Source organism: Amycolatopsis dongchuanensis, from assembly GCF_039542405.1.
In the GTDB taxonomy this organism is placed as follows: Bacteria; Actinomycetota; Actinomycetes; order Mycobacteriales; family Pseudonocardiaceae; genus Amycolatopsis_E; species Amycolatopsis_E sacchari.
In genome coordinates this window covers 21,118-38,392 of sequence record NZ_BAABIB010000032.1, presented here as the reverse complement: position 1 = coordinate 38,392, position 17,275 = coordinate 21,118, and the positions used below count along the sequence as shown (strand labels likewise).

General features: G+C 66.3%; 18 protein-coding genes, 2 tRNA genes and 1 pseudogene. 4 read left to right on the top strand and 17 right to left on the bottom strand.

What is annotated here, in order from left to right:
• The 4 genes and pseudogenes from ABFX51_RS06060 to ABFX51_RS06045 form a co-directional block, all read right to left on the bottom strand.
• Window positions 1-1,874: pseudogene (locus ABFX51_RS06060) on the bottom strand (ALF repeat-containing protein); the annotation flags it as partial.
• Window positions 1,875-1,963: 89 nt separating this feature from the next.
• On the bottom strand, window positions 1,964-3,016 hold the full coding sequence (locus ABFX51_RS06055) for a hypothetical protein (RefSeq protein ID WP_245783245.1): 1,053 nt from the start codon (window positions 3,014-3,016) through the stop codon (window positions 1,964-1,966).
• Window positions 3,017-3,115: 99 nt separating this feature from the next.
• Window positions 3,116-4,426, bottom strand: a complete 1,311-nt coding sequence (locus ABFX51_RS06050; protein WP_346052663.1) for an alpha/beta fold hydrolase — start codon at window positions 4,424-4,426, stop codon at window positions 3,116-3,118.
• Window positions 4,423-5,721, bottom strand: coding sequence for an MFS transporter (locus tag ABFX51_RS06045; protein ID WP_091512398.1), 1,299 nt, complete (start codon window positions 5,719-5,721; stop codon window positions 4,423-4,425). Before ABFX51_RS06045 ends, ABFX51_RS06050 begins: the two co-directional genes overlap by 4 nt.
• Window positions 5,722-5,841: 120 nt before the next feature.
• On the opposite strand from ABFX51_RS06045, the gene ABFX51_RS06040 reads away from it, so the two are divergent.
• Complete coding sequence (locus tag ABFX51_RS06040) at window positions 5,842-6,720, top strand: PaaX family transcriptional regulator (protein ID WP_346052661.1); 879 nt, start codon at window positions 5,842-5,844, stop codon at window positions 6,718-6,720.
• A gap of 410 nt (window positions 6,721-7,130) precedes the next feature.
• Here the strand turns inward: ABFX51_RS06040 and ABFX51_RS06035 are convergent, their stop codons facing one another.
• From ABFX51_RS06035 to ABFX51_RS06000, 10 genes are all read right to left on the bottom strand, one after another.
• Window positions 7,131-7,937, bottom strand: a complete 807-nt coding sequence (locus ABFX51_RS06035) for a hypothetical protein (protein WP_346052659.1) — start codon at window positions 7,935-7,937, stop codon at window positions 7,131-7,133.
• Between the two features lie 544 nt (window positions 7,938-8,481).
• Window positions 8,482-8,910 carry a hypothetical protein gene (locus ABFX51_RS06030; RefSeq protein WP_091512392.1) on the bottom strand — a complete coding sequence of 143 codons (429 nt, stop codon included), beginning with the start codon at window positions 8,908-8,910 and terminating at the stop codon, window positions 8,482-8,484.
• A gap of 5 nt (window positions 8,911-8,915) precedes the next feature.
• Window positions 8,916-9,218 (bottom strand): hypothetical protein, encoded by a 303-nt coding sequence (locus tag ABFX51_RS06025; RefSeq protein WP_143249944.1) that lies wholly within the window; start codon window positions 9,216-9,218, stop codon window positions 8,916-8,918.
• Window positions 9,219-9,876: 658 nt separating this feature from the next.
• A complete protein-coding gene (locus ABFX51_RS39590) occupies window positions 9,877-10,023 on the bottom strand; it encodes a toxin C-terminal domain-containing protein (RefSeq protein WP_177228867.1) in 147 nt (48 codons plus the stop codon).
• A complete protein-coding gene (locus ABFX51_RS06020) occupies window positions 9,992-10,522 on the bottom strand; it encodes a hypothetical protein (protein WP_091512388.1) in 531 nt (176 codons plus the stop codon). The genes ABFX51_RS39590 and ABFX51_RS06020 overlap by 32 nt, the downstream gene beginning before the upstream one ends.
• Before the next feature lie 748 nt (window positions 10,523-11,270).
• Window positions 11,271-11,543: a DUF4265 domain-containing protein gene (locus ABFX51_RS39585; protein WP_177228866.1), complete on the bottom strand. Its 273-nt coding sequence runs from the start codon at window positions 11,541-11,543 to the stop codon at window positions 11,271-11,273.
• Window positions 11,544-12,508: 965 nt separating this feature from the next.
• Window positions 12,509-12,946: a hypothetical protein gene (locus tag ABFX51_RS06015; RefSeq protein ID WP_143249941.1), complete on the bottom strand. Its 438-nt coding sequence runs from the start codon at window positions 12,944-12,946 to the stop codon at window positions 12,509-12,511.
• Between the two features lie 122 nt (window positions 12,947-13,068).
• Window positions 13,069-13,374, bottom strand: coding sequence for a hypothetical protein (locus ABFX51_RS06010; RefSeq protein ID WP_346052656.1), 306 nt, complete (start codon window positions 13,372-13,374; stop codon window positions 13,069-13,071).
• A gap of 118 nt (window positions 13,375-13,492) precedes the next feature.
• Window positions 13,493-13,741 (bottom strand): hypothetical protein, encoded by a 249-nt coding sequence (locus ABFX51_RS06005; protein WP_346052654.1) that lies wholly within the window; start codon window positions 13,739-13,741, stop codon window positions 13,493-13,495.
• 305 nt (window positions 13,742-14,046) lie between these two features.
• Window positions 14,047-14,265: a hypothetical protein gene (locus tag ABFX51_RS06000; protein ID WP_346052652.1), complete on the bottom strand. Its 219-nt coding sequence runs from the start codon at window positions 14,263-14,265 to the stop codon at window positions 14,047-14,049.
• 86 nt (window positions 14,266-14,351) lie between these two features.
• On the opposite strand from ABFX51_RS06000, the gene ABFX51_RS05995 reads away from it, so the two are divergent.
• Window positions 14,352-14,972 carry a TetR/AcrR family transcriptional regulator gene (locus ABFX51_RS05995; RefSeq protein WP_346052650.1) on the top strand — a complete coding sequence of 207 codons (621 nt, stop codon included), beginning with the start codon at window positions 14,352-14,354 and terminating at the stop codon, window positions 14,970-14,972.
• Here the strand turns inward: ABFX51_RS05995 and ABFX51_RS05990 are convergent.
• The 3 genes from ABFX51_RS05990 to ABFX51_RS05985 all read right to left on the bottom strand — a co-directional run bounded on the left by ABFX51_RS05990 (window position 14,924) and on the right by ABFX51_RS05985 (window position 15,946).
• Window positions 14,924-15,328, bottom strand: coding sequence for a hypothetical protein (locus ABFX51_RS05990; protein WP_346052648.1), 405 nt, complete (start codon window positions 15,326-15,328; stop codon window positions 14,924-14,926). The two genes, ABFX51_RS05995 and ABFX51_RS05990, sit on opposite strands and share 49 nt — an antisense overlap.
• Window positions 15,325-15,627, bottom strand: a complete 303-nt coding sequence (locus ABFX51_RS39580) for a transposase (RefSeq protein WP_428832442.1) — start codon at window positions 15,625-15,627, stop codon at window positions 15,325-15,327. The genes ABFX51_RS05990 and ABFX51_RS39580 overlap by 4 nt, the downstream gene beginning before the upstream one ends.
• 245 nt (window positions 15,628-15,872) lie before the next feature.
• Window positions 15,873-15,946 (bottom strand) — tRNA-Pro (locus ABFX51_RS05985).
• Between the two features lie 78 nt (window positions 15,947-16,024).
• Here ABFX51_RS05985 and ABFX51_RS05980 point away from each other — a divergent pair.
• Both ABFX51_RS05980 and ABFX51_RS05975 read left to right on the top strand, forming a co-directional pair.
• Window positions 16,025-16,098: transfer RNA gene (locus tag ABFX51_RS05980), tRNA-Gly, on the top strand.
• Window positions 16,099-16,762: 664 nt separating this feature from the next.
• Complete coding sequence (locus ABFX51_RS05975) at window positions 16,763-17,242, top strand: VOC family protein (protein ID WP_091513305.1); 480 nt, start codon at window positions 16,763-16,765, stop codon at window positions 17,240-17,242.
• Window positions 17,243-17,275: the final 33 nt, after the last annotated feature.

The window sequence follows — 17,275 nt, the reverse complement described above, 5'->3', positions numbered from 1 at the left end:
CGTGCGGCGTGCGCCCCCGCTTCCGTCGCCGCCGCACGCGCACCCGCCGCGGCTCCCGTCGCCGTGTTCGCCGCACCGCGTGCCGCACCGGCAGCCGCACGGGCGGCAGTCGCATACCCGCGTGCCTCGTTCGCCGCGTCCTGCGCCGGTTTCTCATACGTCCCACCGCGGCTCGCCGCGGCCATCGCGTCCATCGCCGCCGACCGCGCGTCGGCCGCGCGCTGTTCACGCTCCGCCGCGTACGCCCGGTTACGGGCCTGCGCCGCGTTCCGCTCTTCGTTGCGCGCGTTGGTTTCCGCCTGCGCCGCGCGGCCGTTGGCGTCGTCCGCGCCCTGCCGTGCCACGGACGCGATCCCGGCCTGCCGGTCCGCCTCCGCCCGCGCCGATCGCGCGACCGACGCCTGCTGGTCCGCCCGCGCCCGGGCCGCGGCAGCCGCGGACCGTTCACGCTCGGCCGTCGCCCGCGCCGCCGCGGCCGTCGCCGCCTCCCGCTCCGCCGTCAGGCGCGCGGTACGCGTGCGCTCTGCTGCCGCCCACGCCTGTGCTTCCGCGGCCTCCGCCGCCTGGCGCGCCGCCTTCGTCCGCACGGCCGCGTCCTTGGCGGCATCCGCCTGCACCCGCGCCGCGTCCGCGAGCTGCGCCGCCGCACGCGCGTGTTCCTCCGCGTGCAGCCGCCACTGGTGCGCCTCCTCGGCGTGCCGCTCGGCCTCTTCCTGCGCGTTGCGCGCCTGGTCGGTGAACGCCGTCGCGTCGATCGCGTGCTGCGCGGTCTCCGAAGCGGTGACCGCCGCCTGCGCCGCGCTCGCCATGCCGCGCGCCATGTCCGCCCACTGCGTGCCGTACGTCAGCCCGGTTTCGACGAGGACGTTCGCCTGCACCTGCGCCGCCGCCGACGCCTGCTGCGCGTCCGTCGCCGCCTGCCTCGCGTACCCCAGCTGACGCGCGACCTCCTCCTTCACGCCGGTGAACGCGTCCGCCGGGTGCTGCCCGCCCGCCTTGTTGGCGGCCAGGATCTGTGCCGCCCTGCGTGCCTCGTTGCTCGCCGAGACCAGCGCGTTCGCCGCCTGCTCCAGCGCGCGGACGCCGTTTCCGTGTGCCACCAGCAGGTCCTTGCGCGCCTGCGCCGCCCTGGCCGCGCGCTTGGCGAGGTCGGACAGCTGCTCGGCCGCGGCGTCACGGGCTTCCTGGTCCTTCAGGTACTGCTCACGCGCGTCGGCGTCCGCCTTCGCGGCCAGGAGGTAACCGCGTGCGAGGAACTCCGCGATCGCCGCGTCGCCGCCGTCCAACGCGGCCTGTGCCGCACGCTTCACCTCGGGACCACCCGCTCCGACGAGCATCTGCACCCGGGATCGCAGCTGCGCCAACCGTTCCTGCTCGCCACGGGTCGCGTCGGCATCTCGCTGCTGCGCGATCTCCTTGCCGTAAGCCAGGAACAGCATGCGGTCGGAGTCCGAACCGGACAGCACGCGCTCGACCTCGGCGTTGAAGTACGGTCCGCCCGTGCCCCGCAGCGGCTCGATCGCCGCCCGGTCCTGGCGCGCCTGCTCCTGCTTCCGCGCCGTCGCCCTGGCCTTGGCCTCCCGCAGTCCCTGGTTGAGGAACTCCATGAGCGCGGCGTTGGTCCCGGCGGCCAGCGCGGCCGCGGCGGCCTCGCGGACCTCGGGATCCTCCGCCAGCTCGGCGTTGTCCACCACGAGCTGCCGGAACCGCGGATCACCCCAGTCCGGCACCCCCGCCGAACCGTCCCACTCCTGGTACGGGTCGGGCGGCATGGGCCGCGGCGACGTCGGCTCGTCCGCCGCCGTCGCGGGCAGCGGGGTCGCGGCCAGCACCGGCGGCGGCTGGATCAGCCCCGCCAGCAGGACGAAGGCCAACAGGGCCGACAGGCATCTTCGGACGTGCGTCAACTCGAACTCCCCAGTGTGGACGGCGAAAACGCGCCCACCACGGGCGCGGGAAGTGCTCAGGCGAGGACTCGGGCCTCGCCGTCGAGGGCCTGCTGCAGCAATGCGGCCCAGTACTGGGCCTGCTGCGCGGCCTGCGTGCGTTCGGCGTCCCAATCGGACTGCGCGGACTGCGCGGGCCCGGTGATGGCGACCCAGTTCGGCCCGGTCGCCGTACTCGCGGCCGCGTACACCGCGGCCCAGTTTTCGGCCTGGCTCTGCGCCAGTTGCTGCGCCTCGGCCCAGTACGACCGCGCCGGAGCCGTGTGGTCGCCGACGGCCTGCCACGCACGGACGGCTGCCGCCTTCGCCTGCTCGGCGAGTTCACCAGAGGCTTCGCGCGCGGCCTGCTCGGCTGCCGCCGCGTCCGCGAGCAACGCGGTGAGCGTGGCGCGCCACCGAATTTCGTTGTCCGCGCCCTGCTGCCGGAAGCTCTCCAAGTCGAGCCTGGCCCCGAAAGCCCAGCCGTTGGCGAAGAAATCGACGAGGTCGGCGTCCGTCGCGCCGGGACGCACGGCGTAGGCGGCGCTCCCCCGTACCTGCGCGCCCGGGTCCTGCACGGCGAGCCCGCGCACGAAGGCGCGGTCGGCCTCAGCGAGCGCGGCGGCCTGCTCGCCCCGTGCGGCGCGGGCCGCGCTGTCCCGCTGCTTCGCGGCCTCGAAACCGCCGTTGGCGAACCGTTCCCGGTCGGCGTCGTCGCGGCTGTTGACCGCGAACTGCGCGGCGGCGTGCACCTCGGGCGAGAACTCGGCGGTGAACGCGGCCAGCACGCGCTTGGCGAAGTCCGCGTTACGCGCCTTTCGCTGGGCCGCGAGTTGGACGGCGTAGTCGTATCCGGACTCGAGGAACCGGTCGATCGCGGCGTCCGGCGCGCTGGACAACAACGCCTGCCACGCCGCGATCCGCACCGTCGACCGCGGGTCGTACTGCGCGAGGTAGCGCACCCACAGCTCGTCCGCCGGACCCGACTGCACCCGGACTTCCGCCGCGAGTGCCGGCCCGGCCGCGACCAGCGGCCCGAGCACAGCGGCGACCCCCAGGCACGCCGCACCGAAAAGCGCGCGCTTGCGCATGAAACCCCCTGCCCCAGTCCCGCGGACGAGGTTCCGCGGTAAAGCGAACGTAAGGGGTGTGCCAGCTTTTGACAAGAACCGGATGGCGCAACCTGACGTTCAGCGCCGCGCACCGGTCAACGGCGGCACGGCGAACCGCACGTACCGGCCGGTGCCCGCCGCCGCGTTGAGCCGTTCGGGTTCCGCCCGGTCGGCCCAGATCCCCGTGCTGACACGGAATTCGAGCGCGTGCAGTGCGGCGATCGTCTCCGCGGGCCGGAACGCGCAGTGCCCGGTGCCCTCGACGTACGCCTGCCGCAGCAGCTGCCCGCGACCGGCGCCGGTCACCAGCCTCCCGTACCAGTTCTCCTGCTCGACAGGCACGAGCTGGTCCGCGACGGTGTGGATCGTCAGCTCCGGCACGCGGATCCGGCCGGTCGGCACGGACGTGCGGGCCAGCGTCGCAACCGCACGCGGATCGGCCTTGACGTCGGCGTCACGGGTCAGTGCCGCCAGGTCCGCCTGGAGGTCCAGACCAGCGCGGCGGTAGAGCGCCTTCACCTGCGGAGCGTGGCTGCTGCGCTCCAGCAGTGCCCGGTAGTCGACCCCGGCGTTGGCCGCGCTGTTGCCGCCGGCGGCGAGTTCGACCTGGTACCGCCCGGACAGCACGAAGCCGAGCACGAACTGCGTGAGCGCCTGTTCCTGCTGCTGTTCCTGGGTTTCGTAGTCCCGTGGCGCGGCGTCGCCGGTGTACCACGTGGGGACGTTCATGAGCGCGGCGGCGAGCGCGATGCGCGCCCGCCCGGCCGGGGTGGCCTGCGCAGCGTTCGTGATCCCGGCCAGGGTGGCCGCCGCCGCGTTCGCCTCGTCCTGGCTGCCGTAGCGGACGAGCTTCACGTCCTGCCCCGGCGCGAGCAACCGGGACAGCGCGTACTCGCCGTCGAGCTGGTAGTTGTTCAGGTTCAGCGCGCCGCCGACGAGGCCGCACGTGGTGAGCGCGCCGTCGATGCGGTGCCGCGCGTCCTCGGCTTCGAGCGCGCTCACCAGGCCGCCCATGGACGTGCCCCACGCGAGCGTGCGGTGGGCCGGGCCGATCCTCGCTTCGAGCGCGGCCAGCGCGCCGAACTGGTCGCGCACCGCGGATTCCAGTGCCCACAGCGAAGGTCCCGAGTAGGACGAGCCGACGAGGGCGTAGCCGTCGGCGAGCAGCGCCCTCGCGGTGTCCGCGTCCGGTGCGTTCTGCGGCTCCAGCGGCCCGAAGCCGTGGCTGTACAGGATGATCGTGCCGTTCCACGACTCCGGCACGTCCGCCACCCAGCGCGCACCGCTCGGCAGGGTTCCGGTGAGGTGCCCCGTTTCCTCGGCCGCCGCGGGCGGCGCGAGCACGACCGCCAGGAGCAGCGCGGCCAGCAGGGCGGCGAACCGCCTCACCGGCGCGCCTCTTCCGCCACGGCCCGCGGCTCGGCCAGGTCCACGCGGCTGCTCTCACGCAACGCGAGCACGCACCCGACCGTGACGAGGCAGCAGGCGGCGATCACGGCGGAGATCAGGCCCGTGCCGACCCCGGCGAGCGCCGCGAACACGACGGGCGCGATGCCCGCGCCCAGCCCGGCGATCTGGTACCCCAGCGACGCGCCGGTGTAGCGGGTGCGGGTGCCGAACAGCTCGGTGCACAAGGCGGCCAGCGGTCCGTACATCGCCGGGTGCGCGACCGACTGCCCCAGCACCACGGCGAGCGTGAGCAACGCGGCCGAACCCGTGTCGATCAACGGGAACAGCAGGAACCCGACCACACCGGTGGCCAGCGCCCCGGCGATCACGACGGGACGGCGACCGACGCGGTCGGACAACGCGGAGTAGCCGACGATGCCGAGCACCGCGCCGACCGAGGACACCGTGATCGCGTTGAGCACGGTCTGGCGCGGGAAACCCGCGTGCACGGCGTAGGACAGGATGTACGTGGTCAGCGTGCCCTGCGCGACGAACGCGCCGAAGCCGACGCCGATCGCCAGCAGCAGGTTCTTCGGGTGCCTGCGCAGCACCTCCAGCAGCGGCGCGCGGGACGGGCGGCGCGTGGCGGCGAAGACCGGGGTCTCGTCGACCTTCAGCCGGACGAACAAGCCGATCGCCAGCAGCACCACGCTGAGCAGGAACGGTACGCGCCAGCCCCAGGAGAGGAACTGCGCGTCGGTCGTCACCGCGCCCATGAGCGTGAGCATCAGCGTCGAGACCACCATGCCGCTGGGCGCGCCGGCGTTGGTGAAGCTCGCCCACAGCCCGCGGCGGGTCGTCGCGTGCTCGGCGGACATCAGCACCGCGCCGCCCCACTCGCCGCCGACGGCGATGCCCTGCAGCACGCGGAGCACGATGAGCAGGATCGGTGCCCACACGCCGATCTGCGCGTAGGTGGGCAGCACGCCGATCAGGGTGCTCGCGAGGCCCATCATCGTCATGGTGATCACGAGCATCCGCTTGCGGCCCAGCAGGTCGCCGAAGTGCCCGAAGATGATCCCGCCGAGCGGGCGGGCCAGGTAGCCGGTCGTGAACGTGCCGAGACTGGCGATCGTGCCGACCACCGGGTCGAGGCTCGAGAAGAAGACCTTGGTGAACACGACCGCCGACGCGGTCGCGTAGAGCAGGAAGTCGTAGTACTCGATCACGCTGCCGAGATAGCTGGAGAGCACCGCGCGGCGCAGCTGCGCGCGCGACCGGAGGTTGTCTGCCATCGCGTGTCCTGCCTCGTCGCCGACCTCGCGTGACCCGCGTCACGTCGCGTCGAACGTTAAGCAGATTGGTGATCGTCGTCAAGAGATTGCCCAACATCAGGACGGGCTTATGCTCGTTCCGTGACCGATCTGGCCGCTCCCGTCACCGAGGGCGTCGCTGCCGAGACACCGCGGCCCCAGGCGCTGCTGCTCACGTTCTTCGGCGGCCACGTCCTCGACCAGGGGATCCACGTGGCCACGGCGAGCGTGCTCGACGTGCTCGACCGCGCCGGCGTCTCCGAGCACGCCACCCGGTCCACGCTGAGCCGGATGGCCCGCCGCGGCCTGCTGCGCCGGGTGCGCCAGGGCAGGAACGTCTACATCGGACTGACGCCCCATTCGCGCGCGATCCTGCACGACGGCAGGCGGCGCATCTGGGAGGCGGGCGCGGTCAACCGGCACTGGGACGGCACGTGGACGCTGCTCGGGTTCTCGATGCCCGAGTCGTGGCAGCGGCAACGGCACGCGCTGCGGTCGCGGTTGCTGTGGGCCGGGTTCGGCAGCCTCCAAAGTGGACTGTGGATCGCCCCCGGCACGGTCGACGCGGCCGGGTTGCTGGACGGGCTGGGCACCGACGGACACGTGAAGGTGTTCCAGGCCAGGGCGCTGCCGCCCACGCACGTCGCCGAGGTGGTCGCGGAGGCGTGGGACATCGAGCGCCTGGCGGGACACTACCGGGCGTTCCTGTCGCGGTGGCGGGACCCGGAGGCGCAGGCCCCGGACAGCCTCGCGCGCGACCTGCTGCTGGAGTCGGACTGGCTGCAAACCATCCGCCAGGACCCACGCCTGCCGAGGGAACACCTCCCGGCCGACTGGCCCGCCGAACCGGCGCAGGAACTGTTCCACAACCTCAGCGCGGAGCTCAAGCCCGCTGCGAACGCCATCGCGGCGGAGGTGCTGGACACGATCACAAACGCGGAGGCTGACCGGTTAGCCGCACGGTCAATACCGCTAAGTTAGTACGTTTTACCTGGTCAGGGCGTTACCGGAGGCTCTGTTCAGTCGTTCCCGCCGGTTAGGCGGTTCTCCACTTGAGACAGTCGCCGTTGCGGTTGAGGGGAATCTTCAATTGAGGCAACTGTTCTGTCGGGGTGTGACCGCTCTGTGGGCGACGCCTCCAAACGCCTCTGAGCTGCGGAAACTCGCCTAAACTTAGCGGTATTGGCCGCACGGTGAGGCTGCGCCCCTGTGGCAGCAGGGCGCGTTCGTCCGGCGAATGACGGGGTGTCCAGGTTCTGCGCCGCGCGGGCCCGTCCACCTCGTAAAAGGTAATTCTGCCATTATTTCGGGTGAGCAACACGCGAACAAGACCGCGCCGAAGGCCTCTTCGTTCACCACATTCTCTTTGGAGCACGAGTCGCCGGTTCCGCTCACCATCCTCGCCAACGCCACCTCAGCGATTCTGGCCAAACCTGAGGAAGTAGCGTTGCGATCTCGCCGCCAAGTGCGATCGTCTGTTCGTGTGACGCGAAGGCGATCCAGTCTGGAGTCTCGCCCGTCCAGATGCTCTCGGTGCCCGCGAATCGCAAGGCTACCAACTCCACATCGATCTCGTAATCCGCCCCGTACTCTCGCAACTCCATCACGCGGCGCACGCCCATGTCGCGCAGCACTCGACGAGTCGCGTTCACGCCGTCGGCAGTCCACATGCATTCATCGCGAAGCACCAGCACGGCATCGGGCACTTGCGTCGTGATCATGGGGTGCCAGTTCAGCCCCTGGACACCCCACCGCTGTTCAACCCCGCGACGCCAGGCGACCGACTCATCCGCACCCAGCACTCGCCTATAAGCCGGTACTTCGATGACAGGAACGCGACCTGCCGACCAAGAGGCCGCCGCAGCATCGAAAAGCTCATGCTCCTCTGCGAGCGTCTCGTACCCCTCTTGGCTTCGCAACTGTTCGCCAATTGTCGACTGCGCGCGCTCACCGGCTCTCATCAACGCCGGCGCCAACTCCTCCAGGACAGGGAGATGATCGGGGTCGAACCGTTCGATCTCCTCTAACGCGGCCGCCGCGAAATCATAACGAAGCGGAAGGTTTCGACGATCCGAAGGTTCTTCTCCTTCACTGGAGACATCACTTTCGCCACGTACGTGCGTGTACCTATCAGACAGATCCCGATATCTGTCCATGAGATACCGGCGAGCGAATGCATGCAGATCTTCCGACCTCATGACCTCATTCTTTCCGTCGCGCCGATCAGCCGGAACGCCCACTCCATCCTACCGGTGGAAGGAGTGAAACCCTACCTCACCAGGACCGAGACAAACCGCGCCGGTTCACACATCCCTGGACTCTGTCTCTCATTCGTGGAGCGCCTAAGGCCATCCTGGCTCTTCAGGAAGGGATATGTGATCGTTCGTCTGGGGTCGGCCGTTCTGATTCCGGGGGCCGGTTGGCTTGTCGTAAGCCTCGAAGCTCAGGTGAGGATTTTGGCGCGGATGGGCGAGCTCGGCGTCGGTCATCCGTACCCGTCTGAGACCGTCATCGCGGACGAATCGCCCGCCACCCATATCGCGGTAGCCATCGCCGAGGAACCATCACTGAGCACCCTGCCACGACCACCGGCGCGCCGGCTCACTCGTCCGGGTCTTCGAGAGTTGCGTTGGCTTGTCCATCCTCGGCCATGCTCCCGGCCAACACGCTATCTGCTTCACCTGATTGACGAGCTGCCGTTCCCGGCATCCAAGAGTAATGGAAGCCGACAGCCACCTTCGCTCACAAGCTCACCAGCGTAGCGACCACAGACTCGGTATTCGCCTCGCCTTCTTCGACAGCTACTTCCCACTGCTCACCATCGTTTACGTATATGACGTATGCGACAAACTCTTCAAGATTACCTCGCAGTTCATCGAAGAAGTACTTCTTCCGAATCATTCCCCGATTTGCCACAAGGAGACAATCTATAGTCTGATGCAAACCTCGTGCGAATTGCCTCAACTCCAACCATGAAAAAGTGTAACTTATCTCACTCCACAGAACCAGCTGCTCGAAGTCGGAAATGTTCATCCCCTCCGGAGCGGCCCCGAAGCCGTAGAACTCGATCAAATGCCAGACGTAATCATTATCCGGGATGGCATCCAGAACGTCGTAAAGATCCAAAAGCTCGCCGGACTTCTTACGCGTCGATAACGTGATCCATCTCATGTCGCCTACTCTAGCGGCAGCGCAACAAGCGCGCGCTGCGGTTTACCGACGGTCGGGTTCGACTGCCAAGTGCGCTGATGCGGGTTGGGATGGTTCCGCATCCGCCCATGATCGGTAAAATCGATGTTTCGCACCGGGTTACCGTCGGCGTCGAATTCGCGCGTCTGCGGGTAGCTTCCATTTCTTCCAGGTTCCGCGTCCAATTGCGCGTGAGGCGCATCGACGTCGGGGACCGGCACTCCGTCTTTGGCCCGCGGCAACGGCCGATCAGGGAAGGCGCAGCTGTTGCGCACCAGGATCGGCGTCACACCGGCGTAGTCGGTGTGGATACCGTCGATCTGCAGGTCCTCCTGATACGCCCGCAGCTCTGTGATGACCAGAAACTGCCCATCATCATTGAGAACCCGGTCCCCCGGGTGTAGGTCGATCGCATCCGTGAAGATGCGCGTAGTGGCATCTCAGAATGGGGTGGTGATCCGTCGCACTCAGCGTCTGTCCATCGCCGGTCGTGACATCCGCCATCGCGTGCTGGCCGCCGTGATGGATCAGCGCCGGAACCGGGTGCGGCTCCGTTCGCCCAGCCTCCGGGTCCGTCGCCAACACGCTGTCACATGAGCCCGCGCTCCCCTTCGACCAGGCCCTCGACGGCACTATCCTCACAGGTATCACACTATCGAATCGTCGAACGGATCCACTCATCTATTATCTCACGGACACCCACGGATATATCGTCATCAAAATTTGATAATCCTTGAGCGATACGCAGAGCGGTTTCTCGGTCCATGTGCAAGGTCAGAAAGACCGACGGATCGACAACAGAAGACGGCAACCCGTACTTGACGCACGCAGTTTCTGCGATCCACTCGGCCTGCTCTCTGGTGAGCCCTGGCAGGTCAACATTCCAGTAAGGGATGTCAGCAAATCCCCCCACACCTCCGGACACTTTCAGTCAACCGCCAATCTCGTTCAGCAGCGCGTCGGTAGTGGTCGTTCGGGTACTCTTGTCGCAAGACCAGACGCCGACCCCGCGATCTTCCAAGTTCCTCCGATATGGGAATCGACGTATTGGACAATATACTGCTTACCGTCGGTGAAGACTCGCTGACCGTGCAAGATCTGCCCCCTTAGGCCGGCAACCGAGGTAGTTCGCCAGATTTTGGCTTGCGGACCGGTCAGCCGTTGAGTCCGACCGCTCTTCTGGCGGAAGCGGCTCCGCACACATGTTGTACACCAGGATCGGCGTGACACCGGCGTAGTAGGTGTGGATGCCGTCGATCTGCAGGTCCTGCTGATACAACCGCAGCCCAGTGATGACCAGCAACTGACCGTCATCACTGAGCACCCGCAGATCGATCGCATCGGTGAAGGTGTGCGTGGTGGCGTCCCAGATCGGATAGTGGTCCGTCGCACTCAGCGTGTGCCCGTCGCTAGTCGTGACATCCACCATCGTGTGCGGGCCGCCGTGAGGGATCAGCGCCGGAACCGAGTGGGGCTCCGTTCGCCCCGTCTCCGGGTCCGTCGCCTGCTCGTCAGCGGGTGAAGCTGTTGACCATGCAACTCGCCGCCGCATGAGCCGGCGCTCCGCCGACCAGGCCGTCGACAGCCTCCGCATCCTCAATCCCAGACACTGCGCACGGACACCGTCCAGTGATGGATACAGGACCGACCGAGCACAGATGGCCCGCCCGCAACGAACCGTTGACCCGCCCGAGCTCTGCCCGTTGTGCGACCTCGACGCCTTTCGCAGTTACCCGAGCTCCCGCCCGCCGGGCAGATCGCAGGCGGCTGCGGCACGCACCAGACCGGCGGACCTCCTCCCCCACACCCCTTGGTTTCTGGGGCAGAGCGGCAGGGGCCTCGCGCAGCGTTCGAGCCCGCGCCGGGACGCCCACCAACCCTCAGATTGTGCGGGCATTCGCGGTACTGCCCCTGCTGGCTGCTGGGAAGGAGCGACGGCACTCATTACTCAGCCAACCAGCGTGATTCGATGTGAACAGACCTATTGCCCGATCGGGCCACACGGCGCCGTCATGTCGAGAATCACCTCACCAGCGAGGAGGTTCGACACGTCTGAGGCAAAAGCGGTGACCCAATACGGCACACCCACGTCATCACCGATCAGAACCGGACACCACGTCCGCGGTCCCACTGTCGCACGAGGGCATGACTACGTTTGCCTCGCGGCGCCCCCGGCATTTCTTACTTGGTCCGACCAGTCTCATACATCAGGCCTGTCGCCTGTTCGGCCTCAAGCAGATAATCGGCCACCAATTGCGCCTGTCGATAATTGGCAGCGTCGACAGCGAGCAAGTTACGAGAATACCGCTCGAGAGTCGCATTGAGGCGATGGAGTTCCTCACTTACCACACCCCACACATCCGGCGAGTTCCCAAACCAGACACGAATCGCATGCCATATCTAGACGACGTTTCGACCACATCCCCTAAAGACAGGTCATAGAGAAAGAAGGGGATGCAGCAGATTTCAAATCGCGTTTGCGCAACGCGTCGAACCCGCAACTGCTCAAACTTCTTCGGGGAGCCTTCATCCGGGAGTCTCGCGTGTATCACGAAATTTGCACGATCACTCCAGGCAGGTCGCAGATGCTGCACGTACCCGCTAGGTTCGGCCATGGCTCCAACTTCTACCACCACTCCAGGACCACCCACCTCGAAGCGAGGCGGTGGGTTCGCCGGTGGTCTCCAGCACCCCGCATACTGTCTGCGCATTACCGATGGTTGCGTCACCACCGCGCGATCTCGGAAGGCATGATCGATCTGCGTTCGACCTGTGACCGTGTGACGGTAGACACATGTGTCAGGTTTGTCGGGAAGAGCACGTTCACGTACAGATTTCGGGGAAAGCTCACCGACCGTCGCCCTACCTATTCGGCGTTCTCGGCAAGCTCCCCAATCCGCGACGCGCGGGAGATCCCGTCACCGTCCCCAACCTCGACGAGCACCGTCCCCGAGTTCAGCTCGTACCTGATCAACTCCGCCATGCGGGGCACGCTATCAATCTTGAGACCTTGATGACAGAGCGACCCAGATCCCCTTTTAATTCCGCCACCACGGCGAAGTCGCACAAGCGAGCAGCACAGCATACGGCTCGATCCCCCAACGACGAAGCGGAGTTCCTACAACTCCGTTTCATCCGCATCTATATGCCCTCGGGTTGCCTTCGTCTTTCCATAACTCGTCAAACGGAGCCAGAAGCCGGCGCCCATGGGGCACCAATCGAATCGATCCAGCTCCGACCGGGAACGGGAGATCCAGTCCTGAGGCGCAGACGGCCAATCCTCGAATCCAGAGGCCCCGAGATCACCCGGGACCATGAGCCCTTCGGAGTACAATCGACCCAGTATCCGAATTGTCCTGTCTTTTGATTCGTCATTTATTGTTCCGCGCGTGGAATTCCAGACCACGTCGTGCACCGCGACCCAATCGTCCAGACCGGTCTCAAGTAGCTTATCGATGATGCTGTCGTCGCTCACTGTGATGCCCCTTCCGCCAGTTTGATTTCACCGCCGGTGCCGCCAGGGATCTGTCGCACTCCAGGCCTGACCGAGCCTGCCCAGGGCATCGTTGCTGCCGGGCGGTTAACGTTCGGCCAGTTTCCGCAGACCGGAAGCGGCTTGAGCGGAGCCGTCCCACTGTTCGTCGACCCAGATCGACCAACTCGAGCTGTCCTCCATCTGCACGATCAACGTCGGCGGGCGATCCACTACGTCGGGTTCATCGAAGTCATACCGTGTTTCCACTCGGCCGACATCTGCCACCAGAAAGACGTCGACGACATCCGACAAGCCCTCGCTAAACCCCACGAGCTCGGCCCAGCTGAATTCATATCCACGAGCACTAGTGTTCACAAGGTTCTCGAGATCGACCCAATCCACCCCTTCCGGAGCAGCACCTATCGCATCGGCGAGGTATTGCATCGACCAGAACAGGCTGTTGTCCGGGATCTCTCGCAGAACGTCGGCAAGGCCGATAAACCGGCCTGATCGGCTCTGCCTGGGGAGGTCAATTCTCATCATCATGTCATGCTAACGGGACCTGCGTTCACACTCGATCGATTTTTTTTGCGTGGACGTCCGCGGCGCCCAGCGCCGGCCGCCAGGCGGTGGAGCGGGTGTTCCCCTCCACAGCGAGGCTCGGGTCACGACTTCCGAGTGCGAGGGGTGGCCACTGCCCGAAGCACCTCCGAAAGCCAGACGCCCTCCCATGTCACCCGACGATCGGAGTCGCCAACCAAGCTGACCAGCTGCTCATATGACTCGGTGATCTGACCTATCGTCAACTTCCCCGGATCGCGAGTCACATCGTAGATGTCGTCGTCCGGAATGCTCCAGAAGTAGTCGGCTTTGAGCCGGACCACATCTCCTTCGGTTTCCTGGAAATGAGTCATCACCTGCTCGAAGGCAGCCCTCAAAGTTCCCAGCGAGATCTCGACAAAATCGCTCACCACTCCTCCATCGACTCGGCGACGCTGACCGATTATTCGGCCTCTTTCGTCACACGTCACCCCAGCGCGCCGGTGTTGGCAAGCCAGACGAGAGTACGACCGCCAAGCTGTTCATTCGTCACCGGTTCTCAACCGCCGGTTCAGACCCTGCCGAGGGCGATATCACTATCTGAATCAACCCCGGAAACGTCGGCTCGTCGACCATGATTTCGACCGCGCAAGTCCTGGCGTGCGGCCGGACGATGACGACGAAATCCTCGTTCGGATCATGCAGAGCAAGGGAGCCCGAGACCACCTCAAGCGCCCCCGCGAACAGGACGTGCGGCTGCACGTCGCGAGGACGACCATCCCAGATCTCGACGTTCACGAGCCCGTCCACGGCCTGAAGAGCGCAAAAGATCACTGAGTTGTCATCTTGATGCCAGGGCGATGATCCCGGGTCCCACTTGGTGTGGTCACCTCTGCTCACAAGGTCGCGCAGGATGACGCAACCGTGTTCGGCAGGCGCAGTGATCGCCCGCAGGAGCCGGCCCGAGTGCCTTGTCACCGTTACCCCCTCAGAACGCATCCCGTACTCGACACCGCTTCGGCGAAACGCCGTGGCCGTCCACAGCGAAGATCGACCGACCGGCGCAGGCACGGCGACTCCCACTTCAACGAGCATCGTCCGCCTTACCGCTGGCGTTTCGCCGGCTCCGGCAGCCGCTGCGACCAGCCTGCCAGCGCCAGCCCGGCGGCAGTGAGGACGAGGTGCCCGGCGAGCTGCCCGGCAAATCCGCCCGGTAGCCAGCCGAGGACACCGGTCCATCCGTGATCGAGCACCAAGCGGATCACCCCCTGCACCCCGAAGGCCAGCAGGATCATCCCGGCGACCAGCCACACGTACTTCACAACGATCCCTCCTGGTTTTGTGGTTCGATCGAACCATAACACGTCTTGGTACGATCGAACCACAAAGAACCGGACGCGGAGGGGCGATGCCTCGGCAGGTGGACCATGAAGCGCGCCGCCGTCAGATCGCGGAAGCGGTGTGGCGCCTGGCCACGCGAGGCGGCTTGGAGAACGTCAGCCTGCGGCAGGTCGCCGCCGAGGCTGGGGTCTCCGCCCGCCTGCTGCAGTACTACTTCGGCACGCGGGATCAACTGCTGCTCGGCGCACTGGAGATCCTCAACGCCGATGCCGAGCAGCGAGCCCGCGAGCGCCTGATGCACCTCGACGGAACCGGTGACATGCGCGCGATCGTGCGTGGGGTACTGCTGGAAATGCTGCCACTGGACGCAGAACGACGCAGTCGCCACCTGGTGCACGTGGCGTTCTTCGTGCGCTTCCTGGCCGACGAAAGTCTCGCGGCAGCCGTCCGCCACGGCCCACGAGCACTCGAAGACCTCGTCACCGATCTCATCGAGCGGGGCCAGAAACTCGGCCGGGCACGACCGGACGTCAACGCACGCGCCGAGGCCGCCTTCCTACTCGCAGGAGCGGAGGGACTGCAGGCGTCGATGCTGCTCGGTCAGCGCACACCGGACGAGGCGGTAACCCTACTGGATCATCAAATCGACCGGATCTTCGAGGAGAACGACTCCGAGCGCAGCGCCTGAGCATCTCGACCGGATGCACCAGGCCCTAGGGCCATCGTGATCAATACCAGCATCTCGGCAACCCCCGAACCGATCAGCCACCCCCGGATGACCACGCGAAAAGGACCTGGCAAGTCCGCCAACTTGCGTTGACCAAGACTGCTCGTCCCGGTGCTGCCTGGAAAGCCGGAGCCGGGATCGACGAAACCCGCCGCGGTGGCGAAAGCTGGCTGCACCAGTGGGAACCAGTCACCGTTCAGGATGACAGCGAGCGTCGCGCGAAATACTCGAAAGCCTTCCCCTGGAGGAATCATTTCCAGTGCTTCCGGAAAAAGTGTCGCAAGGTAAAACTGGAAATATCGTTGCGACCCGATCATGAAGTGGACGTGGTGACACACCAGAGGTTGACAGGCCGGGGCCTGTTCATGAGGGCCGAGACTTCAGCAGGAGTCCACTCTGGGCAAGGAATCCGTCGATGGGCACAGGTCGGTACTGGATCCGTTTGAGCCGGTTCTTCACCACGGCCGCCAGTTCGTTCAGGCCCTGGACGGCGAGGTTGCTCGACCCGTTTTTTGGGGTTCGCCCACACGTCCTCGGCAGCGTTGAGGTCGGGCGCGTAGACCGGCAGCCGTACCACAGTCAGCCAGCCGTGATGTGCGGCGATGAACTCCCGCACCCTGGCAACTCGGGGTCCACCATGCCCGGTTCGATCATGCCCACCAGGCGCAGGCGCCGGGGCAATAGGCCGTGCGAGCTGCCGACGAAGCGCCTTGTCCCCGGCGCTGGAAGCGCGTCCAACCAGGCCTGCGGGTCGACGTCGGGAGGCGCGACAGTGGCCGCCGTTCACAGGTGGAACCAGCGCTCCCCGACCGGATCCGCCGACCCAAAGAAGGGGTAAAACCGCAGGTCAACGCCTGTTTGTCGGGATGACAGGATTTGAACCTGCGACCCTCCGCTCCCAAAGCGGATGCGCTACCAAGCTGCGCCACATCCCGGCCGCCCCGATGGGGCGCTGCGATCACTCTAGCCTGACCCGCTAAACTGGTCGCGCACCCCGGGTCACCAGGGCGCATGCGGGCGTAGCTCAATGGTAGAGCCCCAGTCTTCCAAACTGGCTACGCGGGTTCGATTCCCGTCGCCCGCTCCAGCGCAACGCCGCAGGTCAGCGGCACACAACGGGCGGCGGGTTCCGATCTTGGGAACCGCCGCTCGTGTCGTTCGTGCCATTAGCTGTCGACTGGCTGTCGAGCCAAACCGCCGCCACACCACGCCGCGTACTCGAAGGTTTCTGGTGCGGCCATCAGTGCTCGGCTGCGCCGCGCCCAAGTCCTCACCCAAGGCTCTGACAGACGCTCGGCCTGCTTGAAGAGCCCTTCCAGATCGTCCCGGGCACGTTCTGGACACCGGCTACGCACTGCATCGCCGACCATGAGGTACAGCACTCCGAGCAAGCACCCACGTTGAACGCAGCCGGTATCGGACACGAGCGCTCGAGCGTCGGACCCAACCCCATCGTGGCGATCATCAGGTCGAAGTCCTCGTAGGGCTCCTGCGCTCGCCGGTCATACGCCCAAGCCTCCAGCTCATCGGGAGTCCAGTCGTGTGCTGGGTCCTGGCGCCGGTCGACCATGGCCATCCCTTCACCGCCCCCTGCCGTCCTCCACTCGTAACCCCCGCTTATGCTCCTCCACCCGGGCATTCAGCTCATCAGCGATTTGCCGATCCCGGGCGCTCGTAGCGTGCTCGCTCCCACCGATGACTTTTCCCTCCCGCTCGGGTCTACCCACGCATCCACACCCGAAGGAGGAGCCATGTCCGACAAGCGTCTCACCACGTGCCTCTGGTTCGACGGCCAGGCCGAGGACGCCGCGAAGTTCTACGGGACCGTCTTCAAGGACTTCAAGCTCGGCCCGACCAGCTACTACAACGACGCGGGCCCCGGCCCCGCCGGCTCCGTCATCACCGTCGAGTTCGAGATCAACGGGCAGCGGTTCGTGGGCCTCAACGGCGGCCCCGAGTTCAAGTTCAACGAGGCCATCTCGTTCCAGATCCCCTGCGAGAACCAGGACGAGGTCGACTACTACTGGACCACCCTCACCGCCGACGGCGGCCAGGAAGGCCCCTGCGGCTGGCTCCGCGACAAGTTCGGCGTCGCCTGGCAGGTCGTGCCCGACCGGCTCCTCGAACTGATCAACGACCCCGACCCCGCCAAGGCCACCCGCGCTACCAAGGCCATGTACGGCATGCACAAGATCGACATCGCCGCGGTCGAGAAGGCCTACGCCGGCTGAACGACCTCGAGCCGCAGCGTCCGTGTGAAAGCG

Excerpts from the sequence above, each read along its gene's own strand:
- ABFX51_RS06055 (WP_245783245.1), bottom strand. The coding sequence starts at position 3,016 with ATGCGCAAGCGCGCGCTTTTCGGTGCGGCGTGCCTGGGGGTCGCCGCT.
- ABFX51_RS06045 (WP_091512398.1), bottom strand. The coding sequence starts at position 5,721 with ATGGCAGACAACCTCCGGTCGCGCGCGCAGCTGCGCCGCGCGGTGCTC.
- ABFX51_RS06035 (WP_346052659.1), bottom strand. The coding sequence starts at position 7,937 with ATGAGGTCGGAAGATCTGCATGCATTCGCTCGCCGGTATCTCATGGAC.
- ABFX51_RS06030 (WP_091512392.1), bottom strand. The coding sequence starts at position 8,910 with ATGAGATGGATCACGTTATCGACGCGTAAGAAGTCCGGCGAGCTTTTG.
- ABFX51_RS06020 (WP_091512388.1), bottom strand. The coding sequence starts at position 10,522 with ATGCGGAGGCTGTCGACGGCCTGGTCGGCGGAGCGCCGGCTCATGCGG.
- ABFX51_RS39585 (WP_177228866.1), bottom strand. The coding sequence starts at position 11,543 with ATGGCCGAACCTAGCGGGTACGTGCAGCATCTGCGACCTGCCTGGAGT.
- ABFX51_RS06015 (WP_143249941.1), bottom strand. The coding sequence starts at position 12,946 with ATGATGAGAATTGACCTCCCCAGGCAGAGCCGATCAGGCCGGTTTATC.
- ABFX51_RS05995 (WP_346052650.1), top strand. The coding sequence starts at position 14,352 with ATGCCTCGGCAGGTGGACCATGAAGCGCGCCGCCGTCAGATCGCGGAA.
- ABFX51_RS05990 (WP_346052648.1), bottom strand. The coding sequence starts at position 15,328 with ATGATCGGGTCGCAACGATATTTCCAGTTTTACCTTGCGACACTTTTT.
- ABFX51_RS05975 (WP_091513305.1), top strand. The coding sequence starts at position 16,763 with ATGTCCGACAAGCGTCTCACCACGTGCCTCTGGTTCGACGGCCAGGCC.